Here is a 25393-nt window from a genome sequence, read left to right as displayed (position 1 = left end):
GGGTCGGCACCGGCTCCGGTCGCCGCCGGGAAGCCGGTGGGGGAGGGGCCGCGGGTCAGCGGGCCTCGGCGAGGAGGGTCGCCGTGTCCTCGGGGCTCAGCGCGGCCCGGCGGAGCCGGTCGAAGACGGCCGCGTACCAGTCCGTCTGGGCCGAGGTGTCGAGGTGGGCCGCGCTCAGCAGATGTCCGATGTGGACCATCGCCCCGGGAGCGGGTTCCTCGTGGCGCAGCAGGTGGAACGCGGTGCTCATCGCCGGGTGCGCGCCCGCGCCGAACGGCAGCACCTGCACCGAGATGTGCGGCCGCTCGCCGAGGTCGCGCAGGTGCGCGAGCTGCTTGTGCAGCACGTCGCGGCTGCCGATCTCGCGGCGCAGCACGGACTCGTTGAGCACGACCGCGAGCTCCGGCGGCCGTTCCCGCGACAGCACCGACTGGCGGTCCGCGTGCACGGCGGCGAGGCGGTCGAGGTCGTCGGCGTCCCGGCGCGGATCGGCGGCGGCGCCGACGGCCTTCGAGTACTCCGGAGTGCGCAGCAGGACCGGGACGAGTTCGGACTCGTAGGTGCGGATCTCGGCGGCGATGCTTTCCATCGCGACGAATCGCTGTTCCCACTCCGGAACGCGAATCTGATTCCGCTTCCGCGCTTGTCGGGCGAGTCGAAGAACGGCGTCCGCGGGGTCGCCGGAGACTCCGTAGCAGTCGATCAGAAGCCGCACGTCTCCGGGTCCGATCGTGGCCTTGCCCGTCTCGATCTTGCTGATTTTGGGTTTCGTGCATTCGAGCGCGTTCGCGGCCTGCTCCTGCGTCTTTCCGCAGCTCTCCCGCATGTCCCGCAGGAGTCGTCCCAGCTGGAGCCGGGCGACGGGCGGGCCGGTGATGCTCATCGACGGCCTTTCGGTCGAATTCGGTGATGCGACCAGTTCTTCCAGTGCTCGGAGCCGATGGCAATCAAGATCATCCGAATGGGTAGTTCCTCGGGGAATGAACTGTCTTTATCGTTCAGGTGCATCCGGTTCCGCACGCGATCCGAGCGCGGCGGGGCGGTGGCCCGCACCGAATCGCGATTTCCGCCGGGCCGTCGCGCGCCGGTGTTCGGGGCGGAGGACGAGGAGGTTCCCGGTGTTCGCCAGGTCAGCCGGTCCGGTCGCCTACTGGCGTCCCGCGCGGGGGGAGCGACATGCGCTCTCCCCCGAGCAGCGCCCGTACCCCGGGCAGGTGCGCGACGCGCTCTGCGGACTGCGGATGACGATCACCGAGCCCAGCGACTGCGACTGGTTCGCCGAGTCCTGCCAGGTCTGCCTGGCGCGGGCGAAGGCGTTGCGGGACGCCCGGGAACAGCCGTGATCGGCGCGGAAGCGCTCGCGGTGGCGGTGCTGGTGCTCGCCGTGGGACTGGGCGCGGTGGCGCTGCTGCTCCCGCTGCGCGGGGGCGTCGGCGAGCACGCGCACGCCGGCCCGGGCGCGCTCACCGTGCCGCGCTCGCGCGCCGCGCTCGACCTGGGCGGCCCACCGGACGAGGAGATCGTCTGGCCGGAGGAGGAACCGGAGCGGACGGGCAGGCACCGGCTGCACGTCGACGACGAGTTCTGCCACCGGCTCGCCACCCTGCTCGCGCTGCGGGCGCACCGCGACGGCCTTCCGCTCCGCGCCGGGACCGCGCGCATCGATATCCGATTGCACGGCGCCCTAGGCTGAGCGGGTGATCAGCTGACCGGAGTTCACCGGCCCGGCCGCGGCCCGGGCCCGCCCCCCAGCCCGGCGAGCCCGGATCCGAGAGGTCCGCCGCCCCACCGAGCCACCGCGCGGCCGGCGCGGAGAACCGAGGTCTTGTGCCACCCACCATCGTGCTCGTCCACGGAGCCGCGAGCACCGCGGCCGTCTGGGCCCCGCTCCAGCGCGAGCTGGCGCTGCGCGGCCACCGCAGCCTCGCCCCGGACCTGCCGGGGCACGGGGCGAACGCGCACCACCCGCCGGGCTACTACCAGTGCCCGCAGGACCTCGACGCGTTCGCGAGCGCCCCGTCCGCGCTGGCCGGGATCGGGTTGGACGACTACGCCGAGCACGTCGAGCGGCTCGTGCGCCGGGTCGCCGAGCACGGGCCGGTGCTGCTGGTGGGCACCAGCGCGGGCGGGCTCCCGATCACCGCGGTGGCCGAGCGCGCCCCCGGGCTCGTCGACCGGCTGGTGTACCTGTCCGCCTGGTGCGCGGTCGGTTGTGCGAGCGCGGGCGAGCACGCGAGCTGGCCCGAGCACGGCGGCAACCTGCTGGACGGCGTGCTGTGGCCGGTGATCGGCGACCCGGAGCGGTTGGGCGTGCTGCGGTTCAACCTGCGCACCGCCGATCCGGAGATCTTCCGCGCGGCGAAGGCCGCGCTCATGGCGGACGGGACCGACGACGAGTTCCGCGCGCTGGTCGACGCGATGGAACCGGACGTCAACTTCCGGATCGGCGCGCAGCCCCCGTTCGCCACGGCCGAGCGCTGGGGCCGGGTGCCGCGCACCTACGTGCGGTTCGAAGCGGACCGCTCGCTCCCGCCCGCCGAGCAGGACCGCATGATCGCGGAGGGCGACGCGCTGGCGCCCGCCCAGCGGTTCGAGGTGCGGTCGATCGATTCCAGCCACGCCGGGTACTTCTGCCGTCCGGCGGAATTCGCCGACCTGCTGGGGGACATCGCCGCCGAGCTCGGCTGAAGCAGCGCGGAGCCGGGCCGCCCGCGAGGACGGCCCGGCGCGTCAGCGTCGGATCACCACGGCGAGTCGGAGACTCCGCCGGTGGCCTCGTCCAGCACGACGTAGCCGTGCTGGAAGTCGACCTGCGTTCCGCCGTCGACGGCGTGCGGGTTCTCCGTGGGGTAGCCGAGGTAGCCGGCCTGGCGGTCGAGCTGGTCCCAGCGCTCCAAGATCGGCCCGGTCAGCCAGTGCGCCCCGGACTCCCAGGACCAGTAGGCCGCGCCGGGTTCCTCGTCCTGGCCCGCGAATTCGTTGTACCGACCGCTGCGGTCGGCGACCGCGAGCTCGTCGGTCGTCGGGTAGCCGAGCGCGCCCGTCTCCCAGCCCTGCGCGGCCCAGGCGTTGCGGATCTCGCCCTGCACCGAGTGCGCCCCGGTCGATTTGGACCAGTACACCGAGGCGCCGGCGTCGTCGCGCCCGTCGAAGTGGTTGTAGGCCCCGGCCCCGTCAGCGGTGACGGAGGTCGTCTTCGTCGGGAAGCCGAGGTAGCCGAGCTCCCAGCCCTTCGACTCCCAGAACGTCCGCACCGGACCCCACACGCCATGCGCCCCGGTCGCCGGCGTCCAGTAGATCGAGGCGCGGCCGGTGGCGTCGCTGCCCGCGAAGTGGTTGTAGCGGCCCTCTCCGCCGGGCGTGCTCCGTTCGTCGAACTCGGCGGCGCCCAGCACGTCGTAGCCGCCGACCGCGTTGTAGCGGGCCGCGATGTCGCCGTGGATCTCGGTGACGCCGGTAGCACCGGTGTGGAACAGCCAGCCGTACTGGAACTGCTGGTAGGTGGTGTCCCCGTCGGTCTTCTGCGAATCGACGGGGTCGCCCAGCAGTCCGCGCAGCGCCGCGTCGTTCCAGTAGCGGTCCTCGATCGGGGTGAACGCCTGCTGCTCGGCCTGTCCGGCGGGAGCCGGCGCCGCGGCGGCGGTGGCCGGACCGGCGAGCGCGATCGGCACGACGGCCGCAGCGAGCATGATTCCCCAGCGAGTGGTCTTCACGACGATCCCCTTTTCTGTTGCCCCACAAGGAATTCTGTCGATGTGGAACACGTCCGACGTCGTCCGCCGGTTGCCGGGGACGGCGACGTTCACCGGTTCGGCCGTACCCGCCGGGGACATCTCACTCGAACGCCGCCACGGCCGATCTCGTGAAACCCGCGTGGTGCGGCGACCCGACGTGGCAGAAAGGAAGAGGTGCGCCTCACGGACCCCACTCCGTCAGGCGCACCTCAGCTCGTCGCGGCCCGCTTTCCGGGCCGCACAGCGGACAACTCGACTCACTTCGGGAAGTCGAAGAACTCCCCGGTGTCGCGGTGCCAGTCGATGAAGCCGAGCTCGAACTCGGTGCTGCGGCCGAGCGGCACGTCGTGCTCGCCGCGCACCGGGTAGCCGAGGTAGGAGCGCTCCCAGCCGAGCTGGGCCCAGCGGGCGCGGATGCCGCCGTAGATCTCCACGGCACCGGTCGAGGGTGACCAGTAGATCGAGGCACCACCGGTCCCGGTGAAGTGCCCGTAGCGGCCGCGGCCGTCGGGAGCGGACAGCTCGTCGGTGGTCGGGTAGCCGAGCAGCCCGTTCGGGCCGCCGAACTCGACGTAGCGGTCACCGATGGCACCGCGCACCGAGTGCGCCCCGGTCTCCGGGCTCCACGCGATCCCCGCGCCGAACTTCCCGTCACCGTCGAACCGCGCGTACCGGCCGCGCCCGTCGGCGGCGGTGAGCTCGTCGGTGGTCGGGTAGCCCAGCGGGCCCGCCTCCCAGCCGGACTCGGCCCACTTGTCCCGGATCGCGCCCTGCACGACGTGCGTCTCGTTGTCCCTGGTCAGGTAGATCGAGGCGCCGCCGGGGCGGGAGAAGTGGTTGTAGGCGCCCAGCTCGTCCGGCGTGCTGGTGGTGTCGGTGATCGGGTAGCCGAGGACCTCGCCGGCGCCCAGCTCCGCCCACTTCTCCAGGATCGGCCCGCGCAGCAGGTGCGCCCCGGTACCGGCGGTGAAGTAGATCGCGGACTCGGTCTTCGCGCCGTCGAGGCTGACGAACTCGGTGTAGCGGGCGCCGGAGCGGTCGACCTCTTCGTCGGTCGTGGGCACGCCGAGGACGTCGTGGCCGCCGCGGGCGACGAACCGGTCCAGGATGCCGCCGAAGACGATGTGCACCCCGGTGTCGGGCGTCCAGTAGAAGCGGGCGTGCTCGTACTCGCGCCAGCGCAGCTCTTCGCTCTCGACCTCTTCGTCGCCGAGCGGGTTGCCGAGGGCGTTCTTCACCTCGCGCGGCAGCGCGGAGTAGCGGGCCTCGATCTCCCCCTCCCCGGGGGCGTCCTGCTCCTCGGCGGCGGACGTGCTCGTCGCGGGCGCGCTCGTGGTCGGTGCGGGGATGGTCGGCGCGGGGCTGGTGGTGGGGGCGCCGGTCGGCCGCACCCCGGTGTCGGGTTCGAGCAGGTCGCCGGGCAGGTCGAGCCCGGACGCCCGCTCACCCGCCGCGGTGCTGGGCGTGCTCAGCCCGCTGATCGGCTGCGCGACGGCGGGCAGCGCGGTCAGGACGCACAGAGCCGCGGTGCTGAGGGCGGCTCCGGCGAACTTGGTGACGGTCACTCCTTACCCCTTTCGAGTCGTCACCTTGTGATCGCCGGAACCGGGCAAAGAGTTGCACTCCGTTACCATTTCGAGTCCGAACTTCCCATCCCGCTGTCTTCGGGATCTTCCGGACGCCGCGGGAGCGGACTCGATCTCACTCGGAGTGATCGACGCTCGGGTGCTCGACGAGCTGGTGGCCGGGGTTTCCCGAGGTCTCCCGGAGCGAGTTCGCGGTCGACCGCGCACGCCGCGTCAGCAGCTTTCCCCGGCAACGGCCCGTGTCCACCCCCGCGCGAGAACCCCGCCCCGACCGCCCCCGCCCCGACCGGAACGCGCCGCCACACCCCCACCGCCACACCCGACCCCGACGTCTCCCCGCGAGGGATGCGCGATTTCGCGAGAAATCGCGCACCCCGGCCAGCACCGCAGGTCAGGCGTTGCGGAATCGGTGCGACTCGTGCGATGCCGATGCGGGGTGCGCGATTTCTTGAGAAATCTCCAGCCCTCGACCGGGGCCGGACAGCCGGAAACCCCCTGCGGCGAGGGGGTTCCAGCGGGCTCGGGGACGACGTCCCCGGCGGATCGGGCGGGTGGCCTCAGCTCTCGTAGACCGGGGTGGCCTGCAGCGAGTTCTTGATCTCCCCGTCCGCGGGCCACGCGACGCGCGCGTAGGAGCCGTCGGCCGAGGGCAGCGTGAAGTCGATGCTGGAGGGCACCGTGGCGTTCGGCTCCGCCGCGAGCTCCTGGATCAGGTAGGAGTGCGCGGGCGAGCTCGCGGTGAGGTTCACCGGGTTGGCGGCGTCACCGGTGGTGGTGACCTCCACGCCGGGCAGCGGCCGGCCGCTGATGCCGAAGACCACGTCGGTCGGCGCCCCCTGGAGCTTGCAGTTGGTGTGCGGCCCGGCCGCGGTGTAGTCGATGCGGAACGCCTCGTGCCCGGCCCCGCTGCCCGGGTCCTTCGTGACGGCGATGGTGACGTCGTCGGCGGTGCACGGCACGTCGCTCGGGTTGGCGGTCGCGACTCCGGCCGTCAGGGCGGAGGCGCCGGCGACGACCCCGGTCACGGCAGCGGCGGCGGCGATGCGGCGAATGTTCGAGATCATGGTGGTTCCTCCTCGCTCGGTCTTTCACCCCTGAAGACGTGCCGCACCGGCCGAGGATGTCTCGACGTGAGGCTCCTCATGCCGGGCAACCTCGGCCCCCGCCGCACGTCACCGCGCCGCTCGCCGCCGCGCCCGGAGGCGGCGGCGCGGTCTTCCGCCGCCGTTCAGCCGTCCTGCCTGCCGCCGAGGTGGCGGGCGAGGAAGCGCTCGGTGGTGCGGTGGTAGTCGATCTGGTTCTCCGGGTTGACGAAGCCGTGGCCCTCGTCCTCCTTGAGCAGGTATTCGACGTCGATCCCGCGTTCGCGCAGCGCCGCGACGATGTTGTCCGACTCCGCCTGGACCACCCGGGAGTCGTTGGCGCCCTGGACGACCAGCAGCGGGGTGCGGATCGCGTCCACGTGGCTGATCGGGGAGCGGGCCAGCATGTCGGCGTGCTGCTCCGGGATGTCCGGATCCCCGATGTAGCGGTACCAGTTGGCGACGAGCGCGGGCCGCACGAACGCGGGCATCGAGCGCAGCACGTTGACCAGGTCGGAGATGCCGACGTAGTCGACGGCGGCGGCGAACACGTCGGGCGTGAAGGTCACCCCGACCAGCGCCGCGTAACCGCCGTAGGAACCGCCGACGATCCCGACGCGGTCCCGATCTGCGTAACCCCGCTCGACGGCCCAGTCCACGGCATCGATGAGATCGTCGTGCATCGCTCCCGCGAACTCGCCGATCGCCGCCCGCGTGTGCGCCGCCCCGTAGCCCACCGAGCCGCGGAAGTTCACCTGCAGCACCGCGTAGCCCCGGTTCGCCAGGAACTGCACGTCCGGCTGGTAGCCCCACGAATCCCGGTACCAGGGGCCGCCGTGCACCAGCAGCACCAGCGGCAGGCCGCGCGGTTCGAGGCCCACCGGGAGCGTGAGGTAGGAGGGCAGTCGCAACCCGTCCCGCGCGGTGATCGTCACCGGGACCATCGGCGCCATGTCCGCCGGGTCCAGGTGCGGGTACGGCCGGAACAGCAGCCGCGACTCCCCGGTGGCGTGGTCGTAGAACCACGTGGCTCCCGGATCCCGGTCGTGCACGAAGCTCACCACCCAGCGCTGCCCGTCGTCATCGCAGGACAGCGCGCCGACGTCCCCGTCCGACAGCGACTCCAGCGCCGTCAGCACCTCGGCGAACTCCGCGTCGAGCGGCCGGATCTCCTGGCGCTCCCCGAGGTAGCGCACGCCCAGCAACCGTCCCGAACGCCGGTGCCGGATCAGCGGTGACAACCCGATGACGGCGCGCCGGTCACCGTCCAGGTCGAGCGTCGGGTGCGAGTCCACTTCGGACTCCTCGCCGGTGATCAGGTCCAGCCGGACCAGCCCCGAGAGGTCGCCGCCCCGGGTGGAGGCCATCCACACCCCGGCCCCGTCGTCGCTCAGCTCGAACGGGTTGATCCCCATCGGGCGGTCGGACCCGTCGAGGGTGGTGATCGACCGCAGCGCGCCGGCCGCCGCGTCCCAGCGGGACAACTCGTAGTCCCCGGACCCGGTGAGGGTGCGGGCGTAGAGCTCCCCGTCCGAGCCCGGCAGCCAGTCGAGCACGCTCCCCGGGTTCTCCGCGAGCACCGTCAGCTCCCCGCTGGCGATGTCGATCTCCACGGGGTCGAATCGGTCGATGGTCCGCGCGTTGAGCTGGACCAGCACCTTCCCCGGGCGTTCCGCGGGCAGCGTCACGCCGGTCGATCGAGCTCCTGGGAACGGGGTGAGGTCCACGGCGGCCGCCTCGGGATCGTCGAGGTCGACTCGGTACAGGTGGTAGTTCTCGTCACCCCCGCTGTCCTGGTCGTACAGGAGCCAGCGCGGGTCGCCGGTCCAGCGGAAGCTGGTCACGCTCCGCGTCTCGTCGGCCGTCACGCACCGCGCCTCCGAGCCGTCCTCGACCCCGCGCACCCACACGTTCAACCGGTTCTTCCACGGCGCCAGGTAGGCGATCCGGGTCCCGTCCGGGGAGATCGACGCCCCCGCCTGCTGCGGATCTCCGAAGAACTCCTCGACCGACATCAATCTGGGAAGCCCCATGACGCATCTCCTCTTCGACGGCTGCTGACCCCAGTCGAACCCGTGCCGCTGCGGCACGCTCAAGAGTGATCTGGGACACGGAGCCGCCGAGGGGTCGCCTCAGCCGTCGTCGCGCGGGCGGTACCGCGCGAGCGCCAGCCACGCCGACCAGCCCAGCACCAGCACCAGCGCGGCGCAGATGAGGACCTGCGCCAGCGAGGACATCCGCGGCGCCGGCTGATCGGCGGCGTGCGCGGTCAGCACGAGCACGCCGAGCGGGATCGCCATGACGAGGCTGGAGAGCGCGTGCAGGTCGTGCACGATCATCCGCCGCGCGCGGGCCTCGCGTTCCGGTGTGGCGAGCCACCACTGCTTGTGCGGCAGGTTCACCCAGGCCGCGCGCAGCGGCAACCGGCCCGAGAACCAGGACAGGCCCCCGAGCAGCACCGCCAACCCGCCGCCGAGGAGTGCCATCGCGGTGAGCAGCTCGGTGCTGCTGCCCCACCGGGCCGGAACGCCGTTGAGGTCGAAGCGCACCGGCACGCGCCCGGGCAACGTCGCGGCCGCCCAGCACCAAGCCGCGACGTACGCGGCGACGACCATCCAGAACAACACGCGCATGGACCGCATTCTCGCGGCCGGATCCGCTCGATCGGGCCCGAACGCTCGAACTCGCGCGGACACGGCGGGCCCCCGCCGAGCAGCCGGGGAAAGCACCCCGGAACCTGACCCCTGGAAAGCAAGAAACCCTACTCGCGGACCTGCACGCGCCCCGTTACTACGAGCCAGGGCGGGCGGTACCCGTCGACCAAGCGAAGGCCGTGATCTGGCAATTCGTCTGCCAACCGAAACGCCGCCCGGACGCCGTGCGCTGGCAGCTCGGCGAGTACGTGTAGGCGGCTCACCCATAGCGATCACTCGAACGCGCGTTCTAGTGTGGCGTCGCGTTCGGGGAGGGGAGTCCCGCGGACGCGCGAAACGCCCCGCACCCGGTCGGGGTGCGGGGCGTCGTGCTGTTCGGTGGGTTTTGGCTAGGTGTTCCGCTTGAACACGGAGATCAGTACGTATCGGCGGAGGCCGGTTGCGTGGGCGGCCTGGGCGATTGCGTCCGTGGTGAATGCGGCCATGTCTGCTGACCATTCCGTGCTCTGGCATCGGAGGTGAAGTTCGGTCAGGTCGTTGCCGAGGAGCCAGCAGCCTTCCAGGCTGCCGGGCTCTGGTGTGCCTTCTGGGCGGTCGGCGATGGTTTCGGTGCTGAGCAGTGATGAGGTCAGCGATCGGAAGGTCTCCGTCAATGCGGCGGAATCGAAGGCTTCCTCGCTGCAGGTGGCCGTGTACAGCGAAATGGTGAAGTGGTGCCTCGGCACGCTGTCTTCCAGGGAGAACCAGTCGACCGCGTTTGGAAGCTGCGAAGCTGCCGGTGCGTCCGCGTGCAGTGGGAGCACGGCGTGGGTTCCGGCGATTTCCAGCGAGCCGATCTTGGCCATGCTGTCCTGGAGGCACGTCAGCGCCGTCCAGACCGGGATTCGCTGCTTGTTGAGGTTCGCGGCCCCGGCCTGCATCCAGGCGACCTGACGAGTGGCGCCGTCCTGGGTCCAGTCCTCACCGGCTTCTTCCTGATGCCAACGAGCCAGTTCGTTTTCCTCGGGAGGGAGTTCGACCAGCCCCAGCGCTGAGCTGCGGGTCAGCATCAGCGAGTAGGTGTCGAATTCGAAAGTGCCTCGTTCTTGCCGCCGCAGTACCCAGGGGTGCAGCCGCAGGACTCCGTGGGTGCCGACGACAAAGGTTGTCGGCACCCACGGCTGTTTCGATGGTGTCAAGGGCGGCACGAGATCACTTGCTCCTGGGTGACCAAAACTCCAGGGCTGCCTATCACCCAGTCGATGTCAACGTCAACTGTGCTGCGCCAGTGTCCTAGTGCGATTTGCCCGCACGGCACCCGCGCGTTGGCTCGCTTTTGGGTCTGGTCCGGATTAATGCTCCGGGAACCCGGTGCCCCGACGGGCTTCCAGCCGTCGGGGAAGAGGTATTCGAGTTGTACGGTGACGGTGGCCGTCTTATCTTTCACTGACGGGTCAATCGCTTCCCGCCAGCCGTGGCCGCTCGCCTCATTCCTGGTGACGTGGACGTAGTCCCCTTTTGTCATGGCCAGGTGGTCACGTTGCAATTGGATGACCGTGAACGACCATCACATCTGGGCGGGACCTCGTCAGCTATTTTCTAGTGATGGCAGCCACATGTCCGGTGGCGGTATTAGGGTCTGACGGTTTCGTGCTTTTGGCCTATTCGGGTAGGCCGCGGGGAATAACTGAGTTCTTCGACGGCACGCTGGAAGGAACAACTACAACCGCCTGAAACGCAGAGATCGCCCCCGCACTGCTGGCCACGAGCGGTCAGCACTGGGGGGCGTCGTGCTATCCGGTGGGCGGGTAGGTCGGTGGCGTGGTGGAGCCCGGGTAGCCCACACCGGTAGGTGCGGTTCGACGGCGCGAAGCAGGGCGTAGCCGGCGCCGAGCGCCAGGGGCACGGCGAGGGTTTGTCCGGCGGCGCCGAGTGGTTCGGTCACCCACTGCGGTGCGCCTGCGGTGATCAACCAGGTAACCAGCGCGGACCAGGCGGCCGGGACGGTGGTGCGCAGCCAGGCGCGGAGCTGGTCGTTCACGCGGCGGCTCCGGAGAGGCGGGCGGCGATGCGTTCGACCATCGCGTCGGCCTGGTCGGTGTTGTCGGCGCCGAGCTGTTCGCGCACGACGTCGCCGACGACCGGGCCGACGACCGGGCCGACGACGTCGGCGACGATCGGCCGCAACGCGGCGGCGGCTTCGGCCGGGTCGGTCTGGCCGGCCGCCGAGATCAGGGCGGGGAGCTGGTAGGTGATGCCGTCGACGTTGCGGATCGCGGGAGACGGCGCCGAAGTCCGAAGCGGGCGAACGCACGACCGCTCTCGACCCCGGCACGGCGGCGGCGCTGAAGGCTCACCGGAAGCGGCAGGCCGCCGAACGGCTCGAATGGGGTCCGGCGTGGGGCGGGACGGTCAACCGGGTTTTCACTCGCGAGGACGGGGCAGACCTGCACCCGGCGTCGGTCTCCGATCGGTTCGCCGAGCTCGTGTCGGCAGCCGACCTGCCGCCGGTGCGGCTGCGCGATCTTCGGCACGGTGCCGCGTCACTCATGTTGGCCGCAGGAGTCGACATGAAGGTCGTCCAGGAGACGCTAGGGCACTCGCGGTTGGCGATCACGGCGGACACCTGCACGTCGGTCCATCCGACGGTTGCCGCCGAAGCTGCGGCGGCTGCGGCGGCGCTGGTTCCCCGGTCGTCCAGGACAGGACTCGACACATCCTCGACACACGCGGCAGAGGGGGTAGTGATCATGGCCGACTTCACGACCCCCGGAAAGCAAGAAACCCCCTGCGACTAAGTAGGGGGTTTCCAGCTGTCTCGACCAGACGTGCGCCCGAAGGGATTCGAACCCCTAACCTTCTGATCCGTAGTCAGATGCTCTATCCGTTGAGCTACGGGCGCTTGTTCAGTTGTGGGTCACCGCCTGGGCGGTGACCCCTGCGGAGGCTCCGGGATTTGAACCCGGGAGGGGGCGTGACCCCCAACCGCATTAGCAGTGCGGCGCCATAGACCAGACTAGGCGAAGCCTCCCGGTGTCCTCTCGGCCACTGCGGAAAGACTACACGGCTCGCATCAGCCCCGGAGCAGGGGGGTCGTTTTGATCTAGATCAGCCGTCCGAACCCCGCGCGAGCTGCACGAACGGGTTCAGCGCCGCCGGGTTGCGGAGCGCGTCGCGGCTGACGGCGCGGTCCGGGTCGGCCCCGGCGAGGATCTTCTTCACCGGCACCTCCAGCTTCTTGCCGTTGAGGGTCTGCGGGACCTCGTCGATGAGCAGGAAGCGGTTCGGCACGTGCCGGGGCGAGAGCTGGTCGCGCAGGCGACCGCGCAGCTCCGGCTCGAGGTCGTCCAGTCGCGCCCCCGGCGACAGGACCAGGAAGCACAGCAGCTCGCCCTCACCGCTCGCCCCGGAGGTGTCGATGACGAGCGAATCCGCGACCTCGTCCAGCGCCTCGACGACGCGGTAGAACTCGGCGGTGCCCATCCGGATCCCGCCCCGGTTCAGCGTCGAGTCGCTGCGGCCGTGGATCACCAGGCTGCCCCGCTCGGTGATCTCGATCCAGTCGCCGTGGCGCCAGATCCCCGGGTAGGTGTCGAAGTACGCCTCGCGCAGCCGGGAGCCGTCGGGGTCGTTCCAGAAGAAGACCGGCATCGTCGGCATCGGCTTGGTGAGCACCAGTTCGCCGACCTCGCCGTGCAGCGGGGTGCCGTCCTCGGAGTAGGACTCGACCGCCGCGCCGAGCAGCGGGCAGGAGATCTCGCCCAGCCACACCGGCACGTCGGGGGCGGCACCGACGATCGCGGTGCACAGGTCGGTTCCCCCGGAGACGCTGGCGATCTGCACGTCGGCGCCGACGTGCTCGGCGATCCAGCGGAACCCGTCCGCGCTCAGCGGGGACCCGGTCGAACCGAGGGTGCGCAGCGCACCCAGGTCGAAGGACTCGGCGGGGCGCAGCTCCTTCTTCAAGCAGCTCTGCACGAACGGTGCCGAGGTGCCGAAGTAGGTGACCCGGTACCGCTCGGCCAGCTCCCACAGCGCGGACAGCGACGGGTATCCGGGGCTGCCGTCGAACAGCAGCAGCCGGGCGCCGGTGAGCAGCCCGCCGACCAGGAAGTTCCACATCATCCAGCCGGTGGTGGTGAACCAGAAGAACGTGTCACCCGGCCCGAGGTCGGCGTGCAGGCCGATGGCCTTGAGCTGTTCGAGGACCATCCCGCCGTGGCCGTGCACGATCCCCTTCGGGAGCCCGGTGGTGCCGGAGGAGTACAGCACCCACAGCGGGTGATCGAACGGCACCGGCTCGAAGGCGAGCTCCGCGCCGCGGTGCCGCTCCAGCAACCCGGACCAGTCGTGCGCGCCGGCGAGACCACCCGCGCCGACGTAGTCCACGAGCACCGTCGCCGCGAGGTTCGGCAGCTGCGCGCGCAGCTCCTCCAGGGTGGAGCGGATGTCGAAGGTGCGGCCGCCGTAAACGTAACCGTCCACCGCCACCAGCACCGTCGGCTCGATCTGCACGAAGCGGTCGGCGACCGCCCGCACCCCGAAGTCCGGCGAGCAGGACGACCAGGTGGCGCCGAGGCTGGCCGCCGCGAGGAAGGCGATCAGCGCCTCCGGGCAGTTCGGCGCCAGCGCCGCCACCCGATCGCCGCGGCCGACGCCGAGCTCGGCGAACGCCGCGCGCATCGCGGCCACCCGGGCGCGCAGCTCGCCGAAGTCCAGTTCCGCGCCGACCCCGTCCTCGCGGGCGAACACCACCGCGGGATCCCCGTCCGCCTTCCCGGGGCCGGAGCGCAGCGCGTGCTCGGCGTAGTTCAACGTCGCGCCGGGGAACCACCGCGCACCGGGCATCACCTCGGCCTCCAGCACCCGCTGCGGGCGCTCGTGGAAGGCCACCTCGAAGAAGTCCGCCACGGCACCCCAGAACCCGGACAGGTCCGAGACCGACCACTCCTGGAGGGCGCGGTAGTCCGGCAGCTCCAGGCCCCGCTCAGCGCGCAGCCACTCGCGGAACTCCGCGATGCGGGTCGCCGCCACCTGTTCCGGGGTGGGCTGCCAGAGGAGTTCGGGCTGACCGGCGTCGGTGCTCGATGTCATGGGTTTTTCCTAACCCACGACACCGGTGCCGCGCCATAGCCGGACCGATCACCGCGACCGCCCTCGCGGCGCCGCCCACAGGCTGTGGATGAGTTGTCCACAGCCTGTGCGCAACTCACTGCGCGCTGTGCGCGCGCGTGCGGGGAGAGCTATCGGCGAACTCGGTGCCGCGCCGGGGCGGCCGCGGAAGCACCGTCGTCCCAGCGGCAGCCGGCTTCCCCCTCAGGACGGTCAGCGCAGGTGGGTGTCGAACCAGTTGCGGGCGCGCTGCCAGGCCTCCGCGGCCGCGTCCAGGTCGGTGTCGAAGCGGTGCTCGCTGCGGGGGAAGTGCACCACGTCGGTGGCCACCGGGGCGGTCGCGGCGGCCTCCCGCAGCTTCTCCACCTCGGCGGTGGGGATGCGGGTGTCCAGTTCGCTGTAGATGCCCAGCCACGGGCCGGCGAGCTCCCCGGCGATCTCGACGAGGGCGGGCAGACCGTCCGACAGCGGGCTGAGGATCCCGCCACCGCCCACGGTCACCGCCGCGCCCAGGCTGCGGCTGGCCGCCACCACCAGCGCGGCCGAGCCCCCGATGTCGAAGCCGATCACGCCCTGGCGATCGTCCGGCACCCCCTGGTCGGCCAGCCAGACGAAGGCGGCGTCGGAGTCGGCCAGGATCGACTCGCCCGAGAGCCGCTGGACGTGGTCGATCACCTGGTCCTCGGCGTGGTCGTCGGAGAACTCGTCGGCGCCCTCGCGGTGGTAGAGGTGCGGTGCCACGGTCAGCCAGCCCTCGTCGGCGAGGCCGTCGACCAGCGCGCGCACCCGGGGGGTCACGCCGCGCGCCTCGTGCAGCACCACCAGCCCGCCGCGCACGACGTTCTCCGGCTCGGCCACGGTCAGGCGCAGCTCCGTGCCATCCGTCAGCGCGAGCGTCTCGGTCCGGGTTTCGGTCATGCCGTTCAGGTAATCAGGGATGGGTGAACAGCAGTCAACGTGATCAACCGGATGGCGGAGCGCGGTTGACGCACGGTCGCGATCATCGAGTGACCCGCGCCGGGCTCCCTCCGGGGCGGGTCGACGGCGCGGGCCGCGCGCGGTGACGGCCGCGTCACGTGCGGTGATGCCGGATCATCGCGATCATGCCGGGCCCGGCGGCCCGCGCGCCCAGCGCTGCCGCCGCCGCACCTCCCGACCGTGATGAGTGGGCGGCATCACACTCGATCGGCTCTGCGGCGCCCGCTCGTCCGTGCACCGGCCCGACGGGGGCCGTCGTCGCCGGGAGCAGTCCGAGGGGTGCCGCGCGGGGGCCGCGGCCCGGTCCGCTCGGGCTCGACCGCAGGGATTCTGGGGCCCGCCGTCCGGGTCCCGGGAGCAGGCAGTTCTACAGTGGTCAGGCGGTGTCCGCAGGTGGGACGCGGTACCGCCCGAGCGACAAGGGAGCCGTGCATGACCGTCCGCATCCGCGCCGATCTCGACCAGCTGCCCGCCTACGTCGCCGGGCGCACGGTGGCGGGCTCGCTGAAGCTCGCCAGCAACGAGGTCTCCGCCGGGCCGCTGCCCGGTGTCCCGGAGGCCATCGGGCGCGCGGCCGCCGACGTGCACCGGTACCCGGACATCGGCGCCGGGCTGCTCACCGACGCGCTGGCCACCCGCCTCGACGTGGACCGGAACCGCATCGCCATCGGCTGCGGGTCCGTGGCGCTGTGCGAGCAGCTGGTCCAGATCACCTGCACCGCCGAGGACGCCGTGGTCTTCCCCTGGCGTTCCTTCGAGGCCTACCCGATCATGACTCAGATCGTGGGAGCCACCCAGATCCGGGTGCCGCTGACCGCCGGGCACGCCCTGGACCTCGACGCGATGGCCGCCGCGATCACCCCGGAGACCCGCCTGGTCTTCGTGTGCACTCCGAACAACCCGACCGGCCCCGCCGTGCGGCGCGCCGAGCTGGAGCGCTTCCTCGACTCGGTGCGCGAGGACGTGCTCGTGGTGCTCGACGAGGCCTACCGCGAGTTCGTCACCGACCCCGAGGTGCCGGACGGGGTCGGCCTCGCCGGCCGCTACGACAACGTGCTCGTGCTGCGCACCTTCTCCAAGGCCTACGGCCTCGCGGGGATGCGCATCGGCTACGCGGTCGGCCCGGCGCACGTGGCGGAGGCGCTGCGCAAGGTGTCCGTCCCGTTCAGCGTCAACGCCGTCGGCCAGGTCGCCGCGCTGGCCTCCCTCGACGCGCAGGACGAGCTGCGCACCCGCTGCGCCGCCGTCGCGCGCGAGCGGGTCCGGGTCCGGGACGAGCTGCTCGCCCTCGGCTACGAGGTGCCCGAGACGCAGGCCAACTTCGTGTGGCTGCCGCTGGCGGACCGCGCCCTGGAATTCAGCGAGCACTGCCTCGACGAGCGCGTCGTGGTGCGCGCCTTCGCCGGTTCCGGGGTGCGGATCACGGTCGGCGACACCACCGAGAACGACGCCCTGCTCGCGGCCGCCAAGTCCTTCCCGCTGAACGGCTGACGGCGCTCGATCCGGGGCCCGCCCCGTTGCTACCGTCCGGTCCGGTGGAACGGGACGGGGGCGGGCGATGACAGCGGATCGGGGAGCGGACGAGCGCGGTTCCGGCAGCGGCCCGCGCACTGCGCGGTTGCTGGCGGACGCCGCGACCGGCGAGGTGCTGCGCGGGCACGACGCGCGGCACGCCTTCCGCTCCGCATCCCTGGTGAAGCCGCTCATCGCCCTGGACCACCTGCGCCGCCGCGGCGAGCCAACCGCGGCCGATCGCGCGCTGCTGGAACCGATGCTGCGGGGGAGCGACGACGCCGCGGCGAGCGAGTTGTGGGATCGCGGCGGGCGGGAGGCGATCGTGCGGCGCGCGGCCGCCGAGATCGGCCTCACCGGAACCGAGCCGCCCCGGGACCCGGACATGTGGGGCTACGTTCCGCTCACCGCCGAGGACCAGGTCCGCACCTACCGCCACCTGCTCGGCGCCGGAGCCCCCGGGGACTACGTGCTGGCGAACCTGCGCCGCTACGAGGTGATCGCGACCGACGGCTTCGACCAGTCCTTCGGCCTGCCCGCCGCCGGAGCCGAACCGGTCGCGCTCAAGCAGGGCTGGTCCGGATTCGGGCGCGGCCCCGCCGAACCGGAGCCGGAGCCGGGGCCGCCAGCGGAGAAGATCCCGGACGAGCGGATCGACCTGGAGAGTCCCGCGATGCACACCACCGGCCTGATCCGGCGGGACGGTCGGCTGCTGGTCGTCGTGGTCTGCACCCTGCACCCGCCGGGCACGAGCTGGGCGGCCGCCGCGGAGCGGATCACCGGTCTCACGGCCGAGCTGCTGGGCTGAATCCCGTTGCCGTGCCGGGAGAACCGGCCGGAGGAACGCGGAAAACCCTGCGGCGACGGGGTTTTCCGGAAGGAGCGGTGATGCCCGGCGGAGAGAGGGGGAGTACTCCGCCGGACACCCCGCGAGGAGTGACCGCTGGTCGGACCGGGGCGACCACACCGCCCGCGTGGCGAACCACGCGCACGAGAATCTAGCCGTGCGACGGGAAAACCCGCCGAGCGCAGCAGCCATGATCGCTCGTTCGAGTGGAAGATCCCGCCGGTTCGGTGCCAGGCGCACCGGTCTCGCCGAACCGCCCCGAGCCGGGCTCACCCGAGCGACTTGACCTCGTCGGCCGACGCCTGCCGGGCGCCGTCGTCCTCCTCGGAGACGCGCTCACCGCCGCGTCGCCGGAAGAACTGGAAACCGGGGATGCCGATGATGGCCCGGCGCACGTCGTGGGTGACCTCGAGCAGCTCGTGGATCTCCGGGCCGACCTTGTCCAGGGTGCGCAGGATGGGCAGCACGTCGGAGAGCACGTGTTCGGTGAGCACCGGGAGTTCGTCGACCAGGCGGATCGCCGCGTCGACCTCCTTCTGCGAGAGCTCGTCGACGAACAGCTGCGCCATCGGTGCGGCCTTGCGGGCGACGGGCTCGTAGGTGGCGAGCAGCTCGTCGGCCATCGCGGCGGTCTTGCGGACCTCGACGACGGTGCTCGCGGCGGTGTCGCTCACCGAGCCCGCCGCGTCGACCAAGGCGCGGGCGTCGGCCGAGATGGCTCCGGCGGTCTCGACGGTGCGGGAGGCCTCCGCGGCGGCGGCCTTGGCCTCCCGCAGCACCTCCTCGACCTCGTCGATGGTGCGTCCGGTGCGCAGCAGCAGCTCCTCCGCGCCGTCGACAAGGGAGTTCACCCTGGCGAGCAAGGTCTCGACGCCGTCCACCATGCCCAGCACCCGGGCCGGTGCGCTGGCGACGGCGGTAGCGGATTCCACCGCCCAGCCGACCGTGGATCGGGCCATTCCGAGTACGTCCCCGGGCGTGGGGATGCGGATCAACATGACCCCACTGTGCACGTGCCCGCACCCCGCCGACCACAGCGAGGGTCGAACGGGGTGCGGGCGCGGTGCGGAATTCGGTGGATTCCGGTCAGCCGGTCACGGCCGCGTGGCCGGCCACGGCCACCGGGCTCGGCGCGGCGGGCAGCTCCGCCGGCGAGACCTGCTGGGGCGCGCTCGGCGCCGGAGCGGGACCGCCACCGGGACCGCCACCGGGGCCGCCGCCCTCACCGCCCTCACCACCCTCACCGTGTTCGCCACCGCCACCGTGCTCGCCGCCCCCACCGTGCCCGGGGTGCTCGGGCTTGGGGTGCTCGGGCTTCTCCGGCTTGTGGTGCTCGGGCTTCTCCGGCTTGTGCGACGGGTGGTCGACGACCGGCGCGTTGACGCACTCGCTGGTCTGCGGAGATAGCACGGGGACGACGGCCCCGACGACGGCGACGTTGTTGCCGCACAGCTGGATCGGAACCAGGCTGATGTTGTTGTCGTTGCCGACGTTGACCCCGTCGTTGTCCGCGCTGTCGGCGAACGCGGGGGCGCCTGCCAGCAAGAGGCCGGCGGTGGCCGTGATGACTCCCGCGAAGCGTGCCTTCTTGTGCACTGTCGCACTTCCTTCGTGTCGATTTCCGGGGTTGCTGTGAGCCCGGGGCCGCCGAACGTCGTCCGGTTGCCGGGTTCGTCTCGGCGGTGCCCGTCAGGAGCCCGGTTCCCGCCGCTTTCCCACCACGTGCTGAGCGCCACCGTTCGCCATCAGTGCAGCGACACGATCGTTCCCAGTGGCAGCGTGCTCAGCAGCTGTAATGCGTCGGGTGGGACCCGGACGCATCCGTCGCTGGCTGCCTTGCCGAACACGTCCGCGGTGGGCCAGCCGTGCAAGGCGACGGTGCCCGGCCCGCCTCCGTAGCTGTTGAAGGTCTCGGAGTGCGTGCCGAGGGGAAGGATGATCGGGCTGAACTCCGTCACCGTCTCCTCGATCGCGGCCATCAGGTAGGTCCGGCCGCGCGGGGTTGGCGATTGCTCCTTGCCGACCCCCACGGTCCAGCTCCCGATCTCCTGCTCGCCCTGCCACACCACGAGCCGCCGCGCGTCCACGTCGACGTCGATCCGGTAGGGCGTGCGGGCCTGGCTGACCGGATCGGTGGGGCGGACGCGGATCCACCCGGTCCCGCTGTTCGGGCGGGAGGGCAGCAGCACCTGTGCCCACTCGCCCCGGCGGGCGAGCACCGGGACCCAGGTCGGGTTGCCGAGCTGGGCGGCGGGCAGCCGCGCGAACGCGGTGCCGCCGGGGGCGTCGTGCACGCCGACGTCCTGGTCGATCCGCAGCACGACGCCGTCGGTGCCTCCCCGCGGATCGGGATCGGGCACGGCACCGTCGAGGTCGCCGAAGGTGGTCGCCTCCGGAAGACCGGTGAGGTCGACGCGATCGGCCTGCCCGGCAGCGGGCGGCGGAGTCGCGGCGGGGTGCGCCACCGGAGCAGCTGGTGGCGCACCCCCTCCGCATCCGGCGAGCAGTGCTGCGAGCCCGCCGGCCAGCAGCGACGTCCGCGCACTGCCGATCGCCCGGCGTCGAGCCGGGACGATGCGTGCGGATCGGGATCGCGCTGCCATGCCTCTTCCTCGGTTCCTGATCCGGGCGTGCCGGTTCGGGTGTTGAAAGGAATGCCACTTGCCGCATTCGGGGAAAGGCCGATCGGAGCAACGCCGTAGCCGGGGTACCGCCGATCAGGTGCCTGCCGGACGCTAACCCACGGGGAAGAACCGTCCAAACGCGATGCCACGCGCAGGTGTGCCATCGCGAGGGCGTCAATCTGCCCTCTGAACAGCGAAAACCGGCGATTCCGGCGGGAATTGCAGTGGGGGCGGGCATCGGTTGTCACACGATAAGGTTGCTTAATTCACCCTTTGGAGTGGTGTCCGGCAGGTTTGAGAATAGCTATTTCCGCTTCGAAATTCGGCGATCTAGCGGGAGTCGGATCAGTGCGTTCCGGAAGCGCGGACGTGTGAGCGGGAGTCCGCCGGGAGGGACCTCCGGAGCGCTCCGCGGGCGCGGAGGGCAGGCCCGGGCGGCCGGCTCCTGCGCACGGGGTGCCCTGGGCGCGGAGGCGCGAAGGCGGAGCGCGCGCCAGCGCGACCGGCTCGGTGGTGCGGGCGGGCCGCCGGGCCCGCGCTCCGCGTGGTCGCGGGACCGGGAGTTCCGGTGCGCCACCAGCGCGGAAGGCGGCGTCCCGGGGGCGATCCCGGTGCGGCCGCGCCGTGGGATCTCGCCGCGCTCCACGCCTCCGCGGCCGCGCACCCCGCGGACTTCTCCGCCGCTGAGCTCCGGAAACCGAGCGGCCGGGCGCGCGAGTGGCGCCGCCGAACCGGAACGCGCGCATCGCCGCCTCGCGTTCGAGGATTCGGGCGTCACCGATCGCCGACGTGCTCGCCTTTTCGCTTCGAGGGATTTCCCGTCGTTTCCCGCTCGTCGAACCGCTTTCTGAAAACGGATTCCGCGCGTTCCCGATTCCTCGGCCCGGGCGGTGCTGATTCCTCGCGGAACGAGGTGTCGCGCGTGGTCGGCCGGACGGCCGAGCGGCCCTTGGCCCGAGGTCGTACCCCGCGCTGCCCGCTCGATGGATCTCCCGCCCCGGGCACCGCTCGTAGCTTGACCAGCGACCGGATCAAGGACGTTCTCTGGAGGAATCGGATGGTCAAGATCGGGACCGCGTTGGGCGCGGCGGCAGGAGCGATCGCGCTCACCGCTGCGGTGGCGTCGCCGGCCTCGGCGATCATCGGTGGCCACGACGCCACCGCGGAATACCCCTTCATGGTGAGCCTGCGGAAGGACGGCCACCACTACTGCGGGGCATCCCTGATCAAGCCGGACTGGATCGTGACGGCGGGGCACTGCACGGTGGGCGTTGAGCCCGGGCAGCTCTCGGTGCGGATCGGCGATCACGACCGCACGAAGGGCGTGGAGGCCGGGGTCACCGAGGTGATCGCGCACCCGGAGTTCTCCTACGAGCCGTTCCACGACGACGTGGCGGTGTTGCGGCTGGATCACGCGGTGGACGTGCCGCCCGTCGAGATCGCCGCGGAACCCGGACCGGCGGGCACCGCGAGCCGGATCCTCGGGTGGGGGATGACCTGCGAGGACGGCAGCGAGTGCCCGCACCCGCCGATCACCTTGCAGGAGCTGGACACCGAGCTCGTCGCCGACGACAGGTGCGGCGAGAACTACGACCCCGGCAACGAGCTGTGCACCGACAGCCCCACCGAGGACGCGCAGGCCTGCATCCTGGACTCCGGCGGGCCGCAGATCACGGGGCGCCCGGGGGAGTGGCGGTTGATCGGGGCGACCAGCCGCGACGGGGACGCCGACCCGGCGTGCGCCACCGGACCCGGCATCTACACCGACCTGACCGCGCACCGGGACTGGATCGAGCGCACCACGGCGGGTTGATGCCCCGGCCGGCGCCCGGGACCGCAGGTCGCCGCGCGATCGCCGGGAGTTGTCGGTGCCCCGATCTACCGTGGCCCGCAGCGCCCGGCTCGCGGGCGGGTGCGCGCCGAGACCGGCGCCGATCTGGAGGAGCGGTCGTGCGGGATGTTGACGAGGACGCGGGGAACGTCGTGGGGCCGGACGAGAACTCCTTCACGATGCCCGAATCCTGGCAGCTTCGGCTCCGCCCGCGCTGGGGCGGCCTTCCCCAGTACCAGCACTCGCCGCACGGAGCGGCGCTCGACAGCTGGGACCGGCGGGTCGCGCTGGCGGCGGCGCAGGACTGGTCCGATGTGGACGTCGATCCCGAGCTGGTGGCGGCCGCGCGCCGTTACCTGGACGGGCAGGCCGATCCGCTCGGCGCCGCGATCCTGGCCGCGGTGACCGATCGCGGGAAGGTGCTCTACGAGGAGGTCGCCGACGCCTGGGACCTGCGGCACGGGCAGGCCTTCGCGGCCCGCGTCGCGGTGGAGCTGTTCGGGCTCGACCTGCGGCGCGAGGACGGCGAGCTGACCCGGCTCGCGGTGCTGCCCGAGGGCGGCCCCGCGCCGGGGCTGTGGTTGCGCCGGGGCGCCGCCGACCGGGTCCGGACGCGGCTGTCGATGGCCAGCGCGCACGAGTACCGCGAGGTGGTGGACGCCCTGGCCGAGCACCGCGGCGGGGCGCGCAGCCGCATCGTGGTGTCCTACATGGTCCCCGCCGAGACCGATTGGCTCGCGGAGTGCTGCGCGGATCCGGGGGAGAGCGGTCGGCAGGACCGCGTCGTGCGCGCGATGCTGCTCGAATCGCTGCGGGACGAAGCGCAGCTGCGTGCGCTGCTGCGGGAAGGCGGCGCGGTCGCCTTCGACGGCACGCTCCACACCACGGCCACCATCGCCGAGGGCGTCGGCCCGGCCGTCGCGGCGCTCATCGCGGAGGTCTGGCGCAACCGCACGCCCTCTCGCGGGGATTCCGCGCAGCTGGCGGAGATCCTGGTCGAACTGCCGACGGACGAGGCGTTCGAGCTGCTGGCCTCGCACGCGGACGACAAGCACGCGCGGCCCGCACTGCTGGACGCGATCCGCCGGTACCCGGTGCGCGCGGCCCGTCTGCTGGCCCTCCGGGCCGCGCACGGGCGCGGTCGCAACGCCCACCTGCTGCACCAGCTGCTCCGCGAGCACGTGCTCGCGCACCGCGAGCTGCTGCGGGCGCGGTGGGCGGAGCTCCCGTCCCGGGCGGCCGAGGTGGTGCGGGGGTTGCTGGAACCGCCCGCCGAGGCGTCCGCCGAGGCGCTGCCCCGGTTGCTCGTGAGTCCACCGTGGACGGAGGGGAGGACGGGGACGCCGCCGCTGATCGTCGACGGGCTCACCGTCGGGGACGAGGCCGAGGTGCGCTGGCTGCCGGGCGAGCGCGAGGCCTGGGCGGCTGAGAACCCCGAGCGGTGGCAGCGGCCCTCGGAGCGGCCCGACGTCTCCGATCTGCGCGAGCGCTTGACCGAGCTCGATCCCTTCCACCTGGTCGCCCTGTTCTCCGACGGCCCGGACGCCTACCGGCCGTTGCTGGCGCAGTGGAAGCCCGGGTACATCTGGGGGATCGAGGAGGAGCTGCGGCCGGTGGCCGCCCGGTGGGAGGCGGACGCGCTGCCGCCGCTGCTGTACGCGGCGAAGCGGGAGCCGGCTGTCGCGGGCGGGTTGCTGCTGCCCTTCCGCCAGCGGGAGGTCGCGCGGTTGATGGCCGACTGGCTGGTGCGTCTCAAGTCCGTCGCGGCCACCAGCCGGGCCTGGTTCTCCCGGCACGGACCGGAAGCCGTCGCGCTGCTGGTGCCCGACGCCGCCGGACCGGTGGGCGCGGCCCGCCGCGCCGCCGAGCACGCGCTGCGGACCATCGCCGCCGCGAGCGGTTCGGACGTCGTCCTCGACGCGGCCTCGGTCCACGGGCCGGAAGTGGTCGAGGTCGTCCGCCACCTGCTGTCGGACGAAGCCCTGGAACTGGCGCTGCCTCCCGTGATCCCGACGCCCGCGGACTGGGTGAACCCCCGGTCGCTGCCGCCGGTGCTGTTGCGCGGACGGGACTCGGCGCTGCCCGTCCGATCGGTGTGCCACCTGCTGACGATGCTGGCCGTCTCCCGCCCCGACGCGGTCTACCCGGGGGTCGACGCGGCACGGGAGGCGTGCGATCCCGAGTCGCTGGCCGAGTTCGCCTGGGCCCTGTTCGAGCACTGGCGGCTCGACGGGATGCCGCCAGCGAACAGCTGGACGCTGCACGCGCTCGGCTGGCTCGGCGACGACGACACGGCGAGCAGGCTGGCGGCGGTCCTGCGCGAGTGGCCGGGCGAGGGCGCGCACAAGCGGGCGGTGGAGGGCCTGGACGTGCTGGCGGTGCTCGGCAGCGACGCGGCCCTCGCGCAGCTGCACGGTGTGGCCCGGAAGGTGCGGTTCAAGGGGCTCCGGACCCGCGCCGAGGAGAAGATCGAGCAGGTGGCGGTCGATCGCGGCCTGACCGCCGAGCAGCTGGCGGACCGGCTGGTGCCGGAGTTCGACCTGGAGGCCGACGGCACGACCGCCGTGGACTACGGATCCCGGAGCTTCACGGCGGGCTTCGACGAGCAGCTGCGCCCGTACGTCCTGGACGAGGACGGCAAGCGCCGCAAGGACCTGCCCAAGCCGGGCGCCCACGACGACCCGGAGCTGGCACCCGCCGAGCGCAAGCGCTTCACGGCGCTGAAGCGGGACGTGCGGAACACGGCCGCCGACCAGACCCGCCGGCTGGAGTCCGCGATGGTCGAGGGACGCACCTGGACGGTGGACGAGTTCCGGCAGCTGTTCCTCGCCCACGTGCTGCTGCGGCGGCTGGCTCGCCGGCTCGTGTGGCTCCGGTCCCCTGGGGAGGGGCCCGCGACGGCGTTCCGGGTGGCGGCGGACGGTTCCTTCGCCGACGTCCGGGACGAGGAGTTCGCGCTGCCCGGCGACGCCTCGGTGCGATTGGCGCACCCGCTGCACCTCGGCGACGACCTGGCGGCGTGGGCCGAGCGGTTCGACGCGCACGGCATCGCGCAGCCCTTCCCGCAGCTCGGCCGCGTCGTGCACCGGCTCACCGAGCGGGAGGCGGCGGGCGATCGGTTGCCGCGCTTCGAGAAGCTCACCGTGCCGACCGCCGCTCTGCTCGGCCTGGAGCGGCACGGCTGGGAGCGGGACGAGCCGATGTTCGCGGGGATCCAGCCTCACCTGGCGAAGCGGGTCGGGAAGAACAGGTGGCTCGTGATCGGCCCGTCGGAGGGCTTCCGGCTGGGCAACATCGACCCCACCGTCGAGCAGACCCTGGACTTCGTCGGCCTCGCCGATCACCCGAGCAGCTGGGGCCCGTCCGGCGACACCCCGCTCAGCTTCACCGAACTCGACCCGGTCACGACCTCGGAACTCCTCGCCGAGCTGGCGGCACTGGCGGAGCGGTGACA

At 72.1% G+C, this 25393-nt stretch carries 21 protein-coding genes and 2 tRNA genes; 8 read left to right on the top strand and 15 right to left on the bottom strand.

What is annotated here, in order from left to right:
* Positions 1–55: 55 nt before the first annotated feature.
* Entirely contained in the window at positions 56–883 is an 828-nt protein-coding gene (locus ACL03H_RS07570) for a helix-turn-helix domain-containing protein (RefSeq protein WP_412810378.1), read from the bottom strand.
* A gap of 235 nt (positions 884–1118) precedes the next feature.
* Here ACL03H_RS07570 and ACL03H_RS07565 point away from each other — a divergent pair, with 235 nt between their 5' ends.
* The 3 genes from ACL03H_RS07565 to ACL03H_RS07555 all read left to right on the top strand — a co-directional run bounded on the left by ACL03H_RS07565 (position 1119) and on the right by ACL03H_RS07555 (position 2688).
* A complete protein-coding gene (locus ACL03H_RS07565; RefSeq protein WP_412810377.1) occupies positions 1119–1343 on the top strand; it encodes a zinc finger protein in 225 nt (74 codons plus the stop codon).
* Positions 1340–1693 carry a hypothetical protein gene (locus tag ACL03H_RS07560; RefSeq protein WP_412810376.1) on the top strand — a complete coding sequence of 118 codons (354 nt, stop codon included), beginning with the start codon at positions 1340–1342 and terminating at the stop codon, positions 1691–1693. Before ACL03H_RS07565 ends, ACL03H_RS07560 begins: the two co-directional genes overlap by 4 nt.
* Positions 1694–1827: 134 nt before the next feature.
* Positions 1828–2688, top strand: coding sequence for an alpha/beta fold hydrolase (locus ACL03H_RS07555; RefSeq protein WP_412810375.1), 861 nt, complete (start codon positions 1828–1830; stop codon positions 2686–2688).
* 53 nt (positions 2689–2741) lie between these two features.
* Here the strand turns inward: ACL03H_RS07555 and ACL03H_RS07550 are convergent, their stop codons facing one another.
* The 7 genes from ACL03H_RS07550 to ACL03H_RS07520 all read right to left on the bottom strand — a co-directional run bounded on the left by ACL03H_RS07550 (position 2742) and on the right by ACL03H_RS07520 (position 11222).
* The gene (locus ACL03H_RS07550; RefSeq protein ID WP_412810374.1) at positions 2742–3713 is read right to left on the bottom strand and encodes an LGFP repeat-containing protein; all 972 of its coding nucleotides are present in this window, start codon (positions 3711–3713) and stop codon (positions 2742–2744) included.
* Positions 3714–3991: 278 nt separating this feature from the next.
* Entirely contained in the window at positions 3992–5299 is a 1308-nt protein-coding gene (locus ACL03H_RS07545) for an LGFP repeat-containing protein (protein ID WP_412810373.1), read from the bottom strand.
* 578 nt (positions 5300–5877) lie between these two features.
* Positions 5878–6384, bottom strand: a complete 507-nt coding sequence (locus ACL03H_RS07540) for a DUF4232 domain-containing protein (RefSeq protein WP_412810372.1) — start codon at positions 6382–6384, stop codon at positions 5878–5880.
* Positions 6385–6548: 164 nt separating this feature from the next.
* A complete protein-coding gene (locus ACL03H_RS07535) occupies positions 6549–8435 on the bottom strand; it encodes a S9 family peptidase (RefSeq protein WP_412810371.1) in 1887 nt (628 codons plus the stop codon).
* A gap of 99 nt (positions 8436–8534) precedes the next feature.
* Positions 8535–9035, bottom strand: coding sequence for a DUF1648 domain-containing protein (locus tag ACL03H_RS07530; RefSeq protein WP_412810370.1), 501 nt, complete (start codon positions 9033–9035; stop codon positions 8535–8537).
* Between the two features lie 410 nt (positions 9036–9445).
* Positions 9446–10210, bottom strand: a complete 765-nt coding sequence (locus ACL03H_RS07525) for a hypothetical protein (protein WP_412810369.1) — start codon at positions 10208–10210, stop codon at positions 9446–9448.
* Positions 10211–11072: 862 nt separating this feature from the next.
* Positions 11073–11222 (bottom strand): hypothetical protein, encoded by a 150-nt coding sequence (locus ACL03H_RS07520; protein ID WP_412810368.1) that lies wholly within the window; start codon positions 11220–11222, stop codon positions 11073–11075.
* 158 nt (positions 11223–11380) lie between these two features.
* On the opposite strand from ACL03H_RS07520, the gene ACL03H_RS07515 reads away from it, so the two are divergent.
* On the top strand, positions 11381–11833 hold the full coding sequence (locus tag ACL03H_RS07515) for a tyrosine-type recombinase/integrase (protein ID WP_412810450.1): 453 nt from the start codon (positions 11381–11383) through the stop codon (positions 11831–11833).
* A 31-nt stretch (positions 11834–11864) separates the two neighbouring features.
* Here the strand turns inward: ACL03H_RS07515 and ACL03H_RS07510 are convergent.
* The 4 genes from ACL03H_RS07510 to ACL03H_RS07495 form a co-directional block, all read right to left on the bottom strand.
* A tRNA-Arg gene (locus tag ACL03H_RS07510) sits at positions 11865–11937 on the bottom strand.
* Positions 11938–11976: 39 nt separating this feature from the next.
* Positions 11977–12066 (bottom strand) — tRNA-Ser (locus tag ACL03H_RS07505).
* Between the two features lie 77 nt (positions 12067–12143).
* Complete coding sequence (locus tag ACL03H_RS07500) at positions 12144–14129, bottom strand: acetoacetate--CoA ligase (RefSeq protein ID WP_412810367.1); 1986 nt, start codon at positions 14127–14129, stop codon at positions 12144–12146.
* Between the two features lie 231 nt (positions 14130–14360).
* Positions 14361–15065 (bottom strand): dienelactone hydrolase family protein, encoded by a 705-nt coding sequence (locus ACL03H_RS07495; RefSeq protein ID WP_412810366.1) that lies wholly within the window; start codon positions 15063–15065, stop codon positions 14361–14363.
* A 492-nt stretch (positions 15066–15557) separates the two neighbouring features.
* Here ACL03H_RS07495 and hisC point away from each other — a divergent pair, with 492 nt between their 5' ends.
* Together hisC and ACL03H_RS07485 are read left to right on the top strand one after the other, a co-directional pair.
* Positions 15558–16616 (top strand): histidinol-phosphate transaminase, encoded by a 1059-nt coding sequence (gene hisC, locus ACL03H_RS07490; RefSeq protein WP_412810365.1) that lies wholly within the window; start codon positions 15558–15560, stop codon positions 16614–16616.
* Between the two features lie 67 nt (positions 16617–16683).
* Complete coding sequence (locus ACL03H_RS07485; protein WP_412810364.1) at positions 16684–17445, top strand: hypothetical protein; 762 nt, start codon at positions 16684–16686, stop codon at positions 17443–17445.
* Between the two features lie 308 nt (positions 17446–17753).
* On the opposite strand, the gene ACL03H_RS07480 is transcribed toward ACL03H_RS07485, so the two are convergent.
* From ACL03H_RS07480 to ACL03H_RS07470, 3 genes are all read right to left on the bottom strand, one after another.
* On the bottom strand, positions 17754–18482 hold the full coding sequence (locus tag ACL03H_RS07480) for a hypothetical protein (protein ID WP_412810363.1): 729 nt from the start codon (positions 18480–18482) through the stop codon (positions 17754–17756).
* A gap of 88 nt (positions 18483–18570) precedes the next feature.
* The gene (locus ACL03H_RS07475; RefSeq protein ID WP_412810362.1) at positions 18571–19080 is read right to left on the bottom strand and encodes a hypothetical protein; all 510 of its coding nucleotides are present in this window, start codon (positions 19078–19080) and stop codon (positions 18571–18573) included.
* Positions 19081–19229: 149 nt separating this feature from the next.
* Entirely contained in the window at positions 19230–19949 is a 720-nt protein-coding gene (locus ACL03H_RS07470; protein ID WP_412810361.1) for a L,D-transpeptidase, read from the bottom strand.
* Between the two features lie 1216 nt (positions 19950–21165).
* On the opposite strand from ACL03H_RS07470, the gene ACL03H_RS07465 reads away from it, so the two are divergent.
* Positions 21166–21921, top strand: a complete 756-nt coding sequence (locus ACL03H_RS07465; RefSeq protein ID WP_412810360.1) for a S1 family peptidase — start codon at positions 21166–21168, stop codon at positions 21919–21921.
* Positions 21922–22058: 137 nt separating this feature from the next.
* Positions 22059–25391: a DUF4132 domain-containing protein gene (locus ACL03H_RS07460; protein ID WP_412810359.1), complete on the top strand. Its 3333-nt coding sequence runs from the start codon at positions 22059–22061 to the stop codon at positions 25389–25391.
* Positions 25392–25393 lie beyond the last annotated feature (2 nt).

The organism is Saccharopolyspora antibiotica, assembly GCF_047200635.1.
Taxonomy (GTDB): Bacteria; Actinomycetota; Actinomycetes; order Mycobacteriales; family Pseudonocardiaceae; genus Saccharopolyspora_C.
The sequence above is the reverse complement of the archived record's forward strand: the minus strand, read 5'-3'. Positions and strand labels throughout refer to the sequence as shown.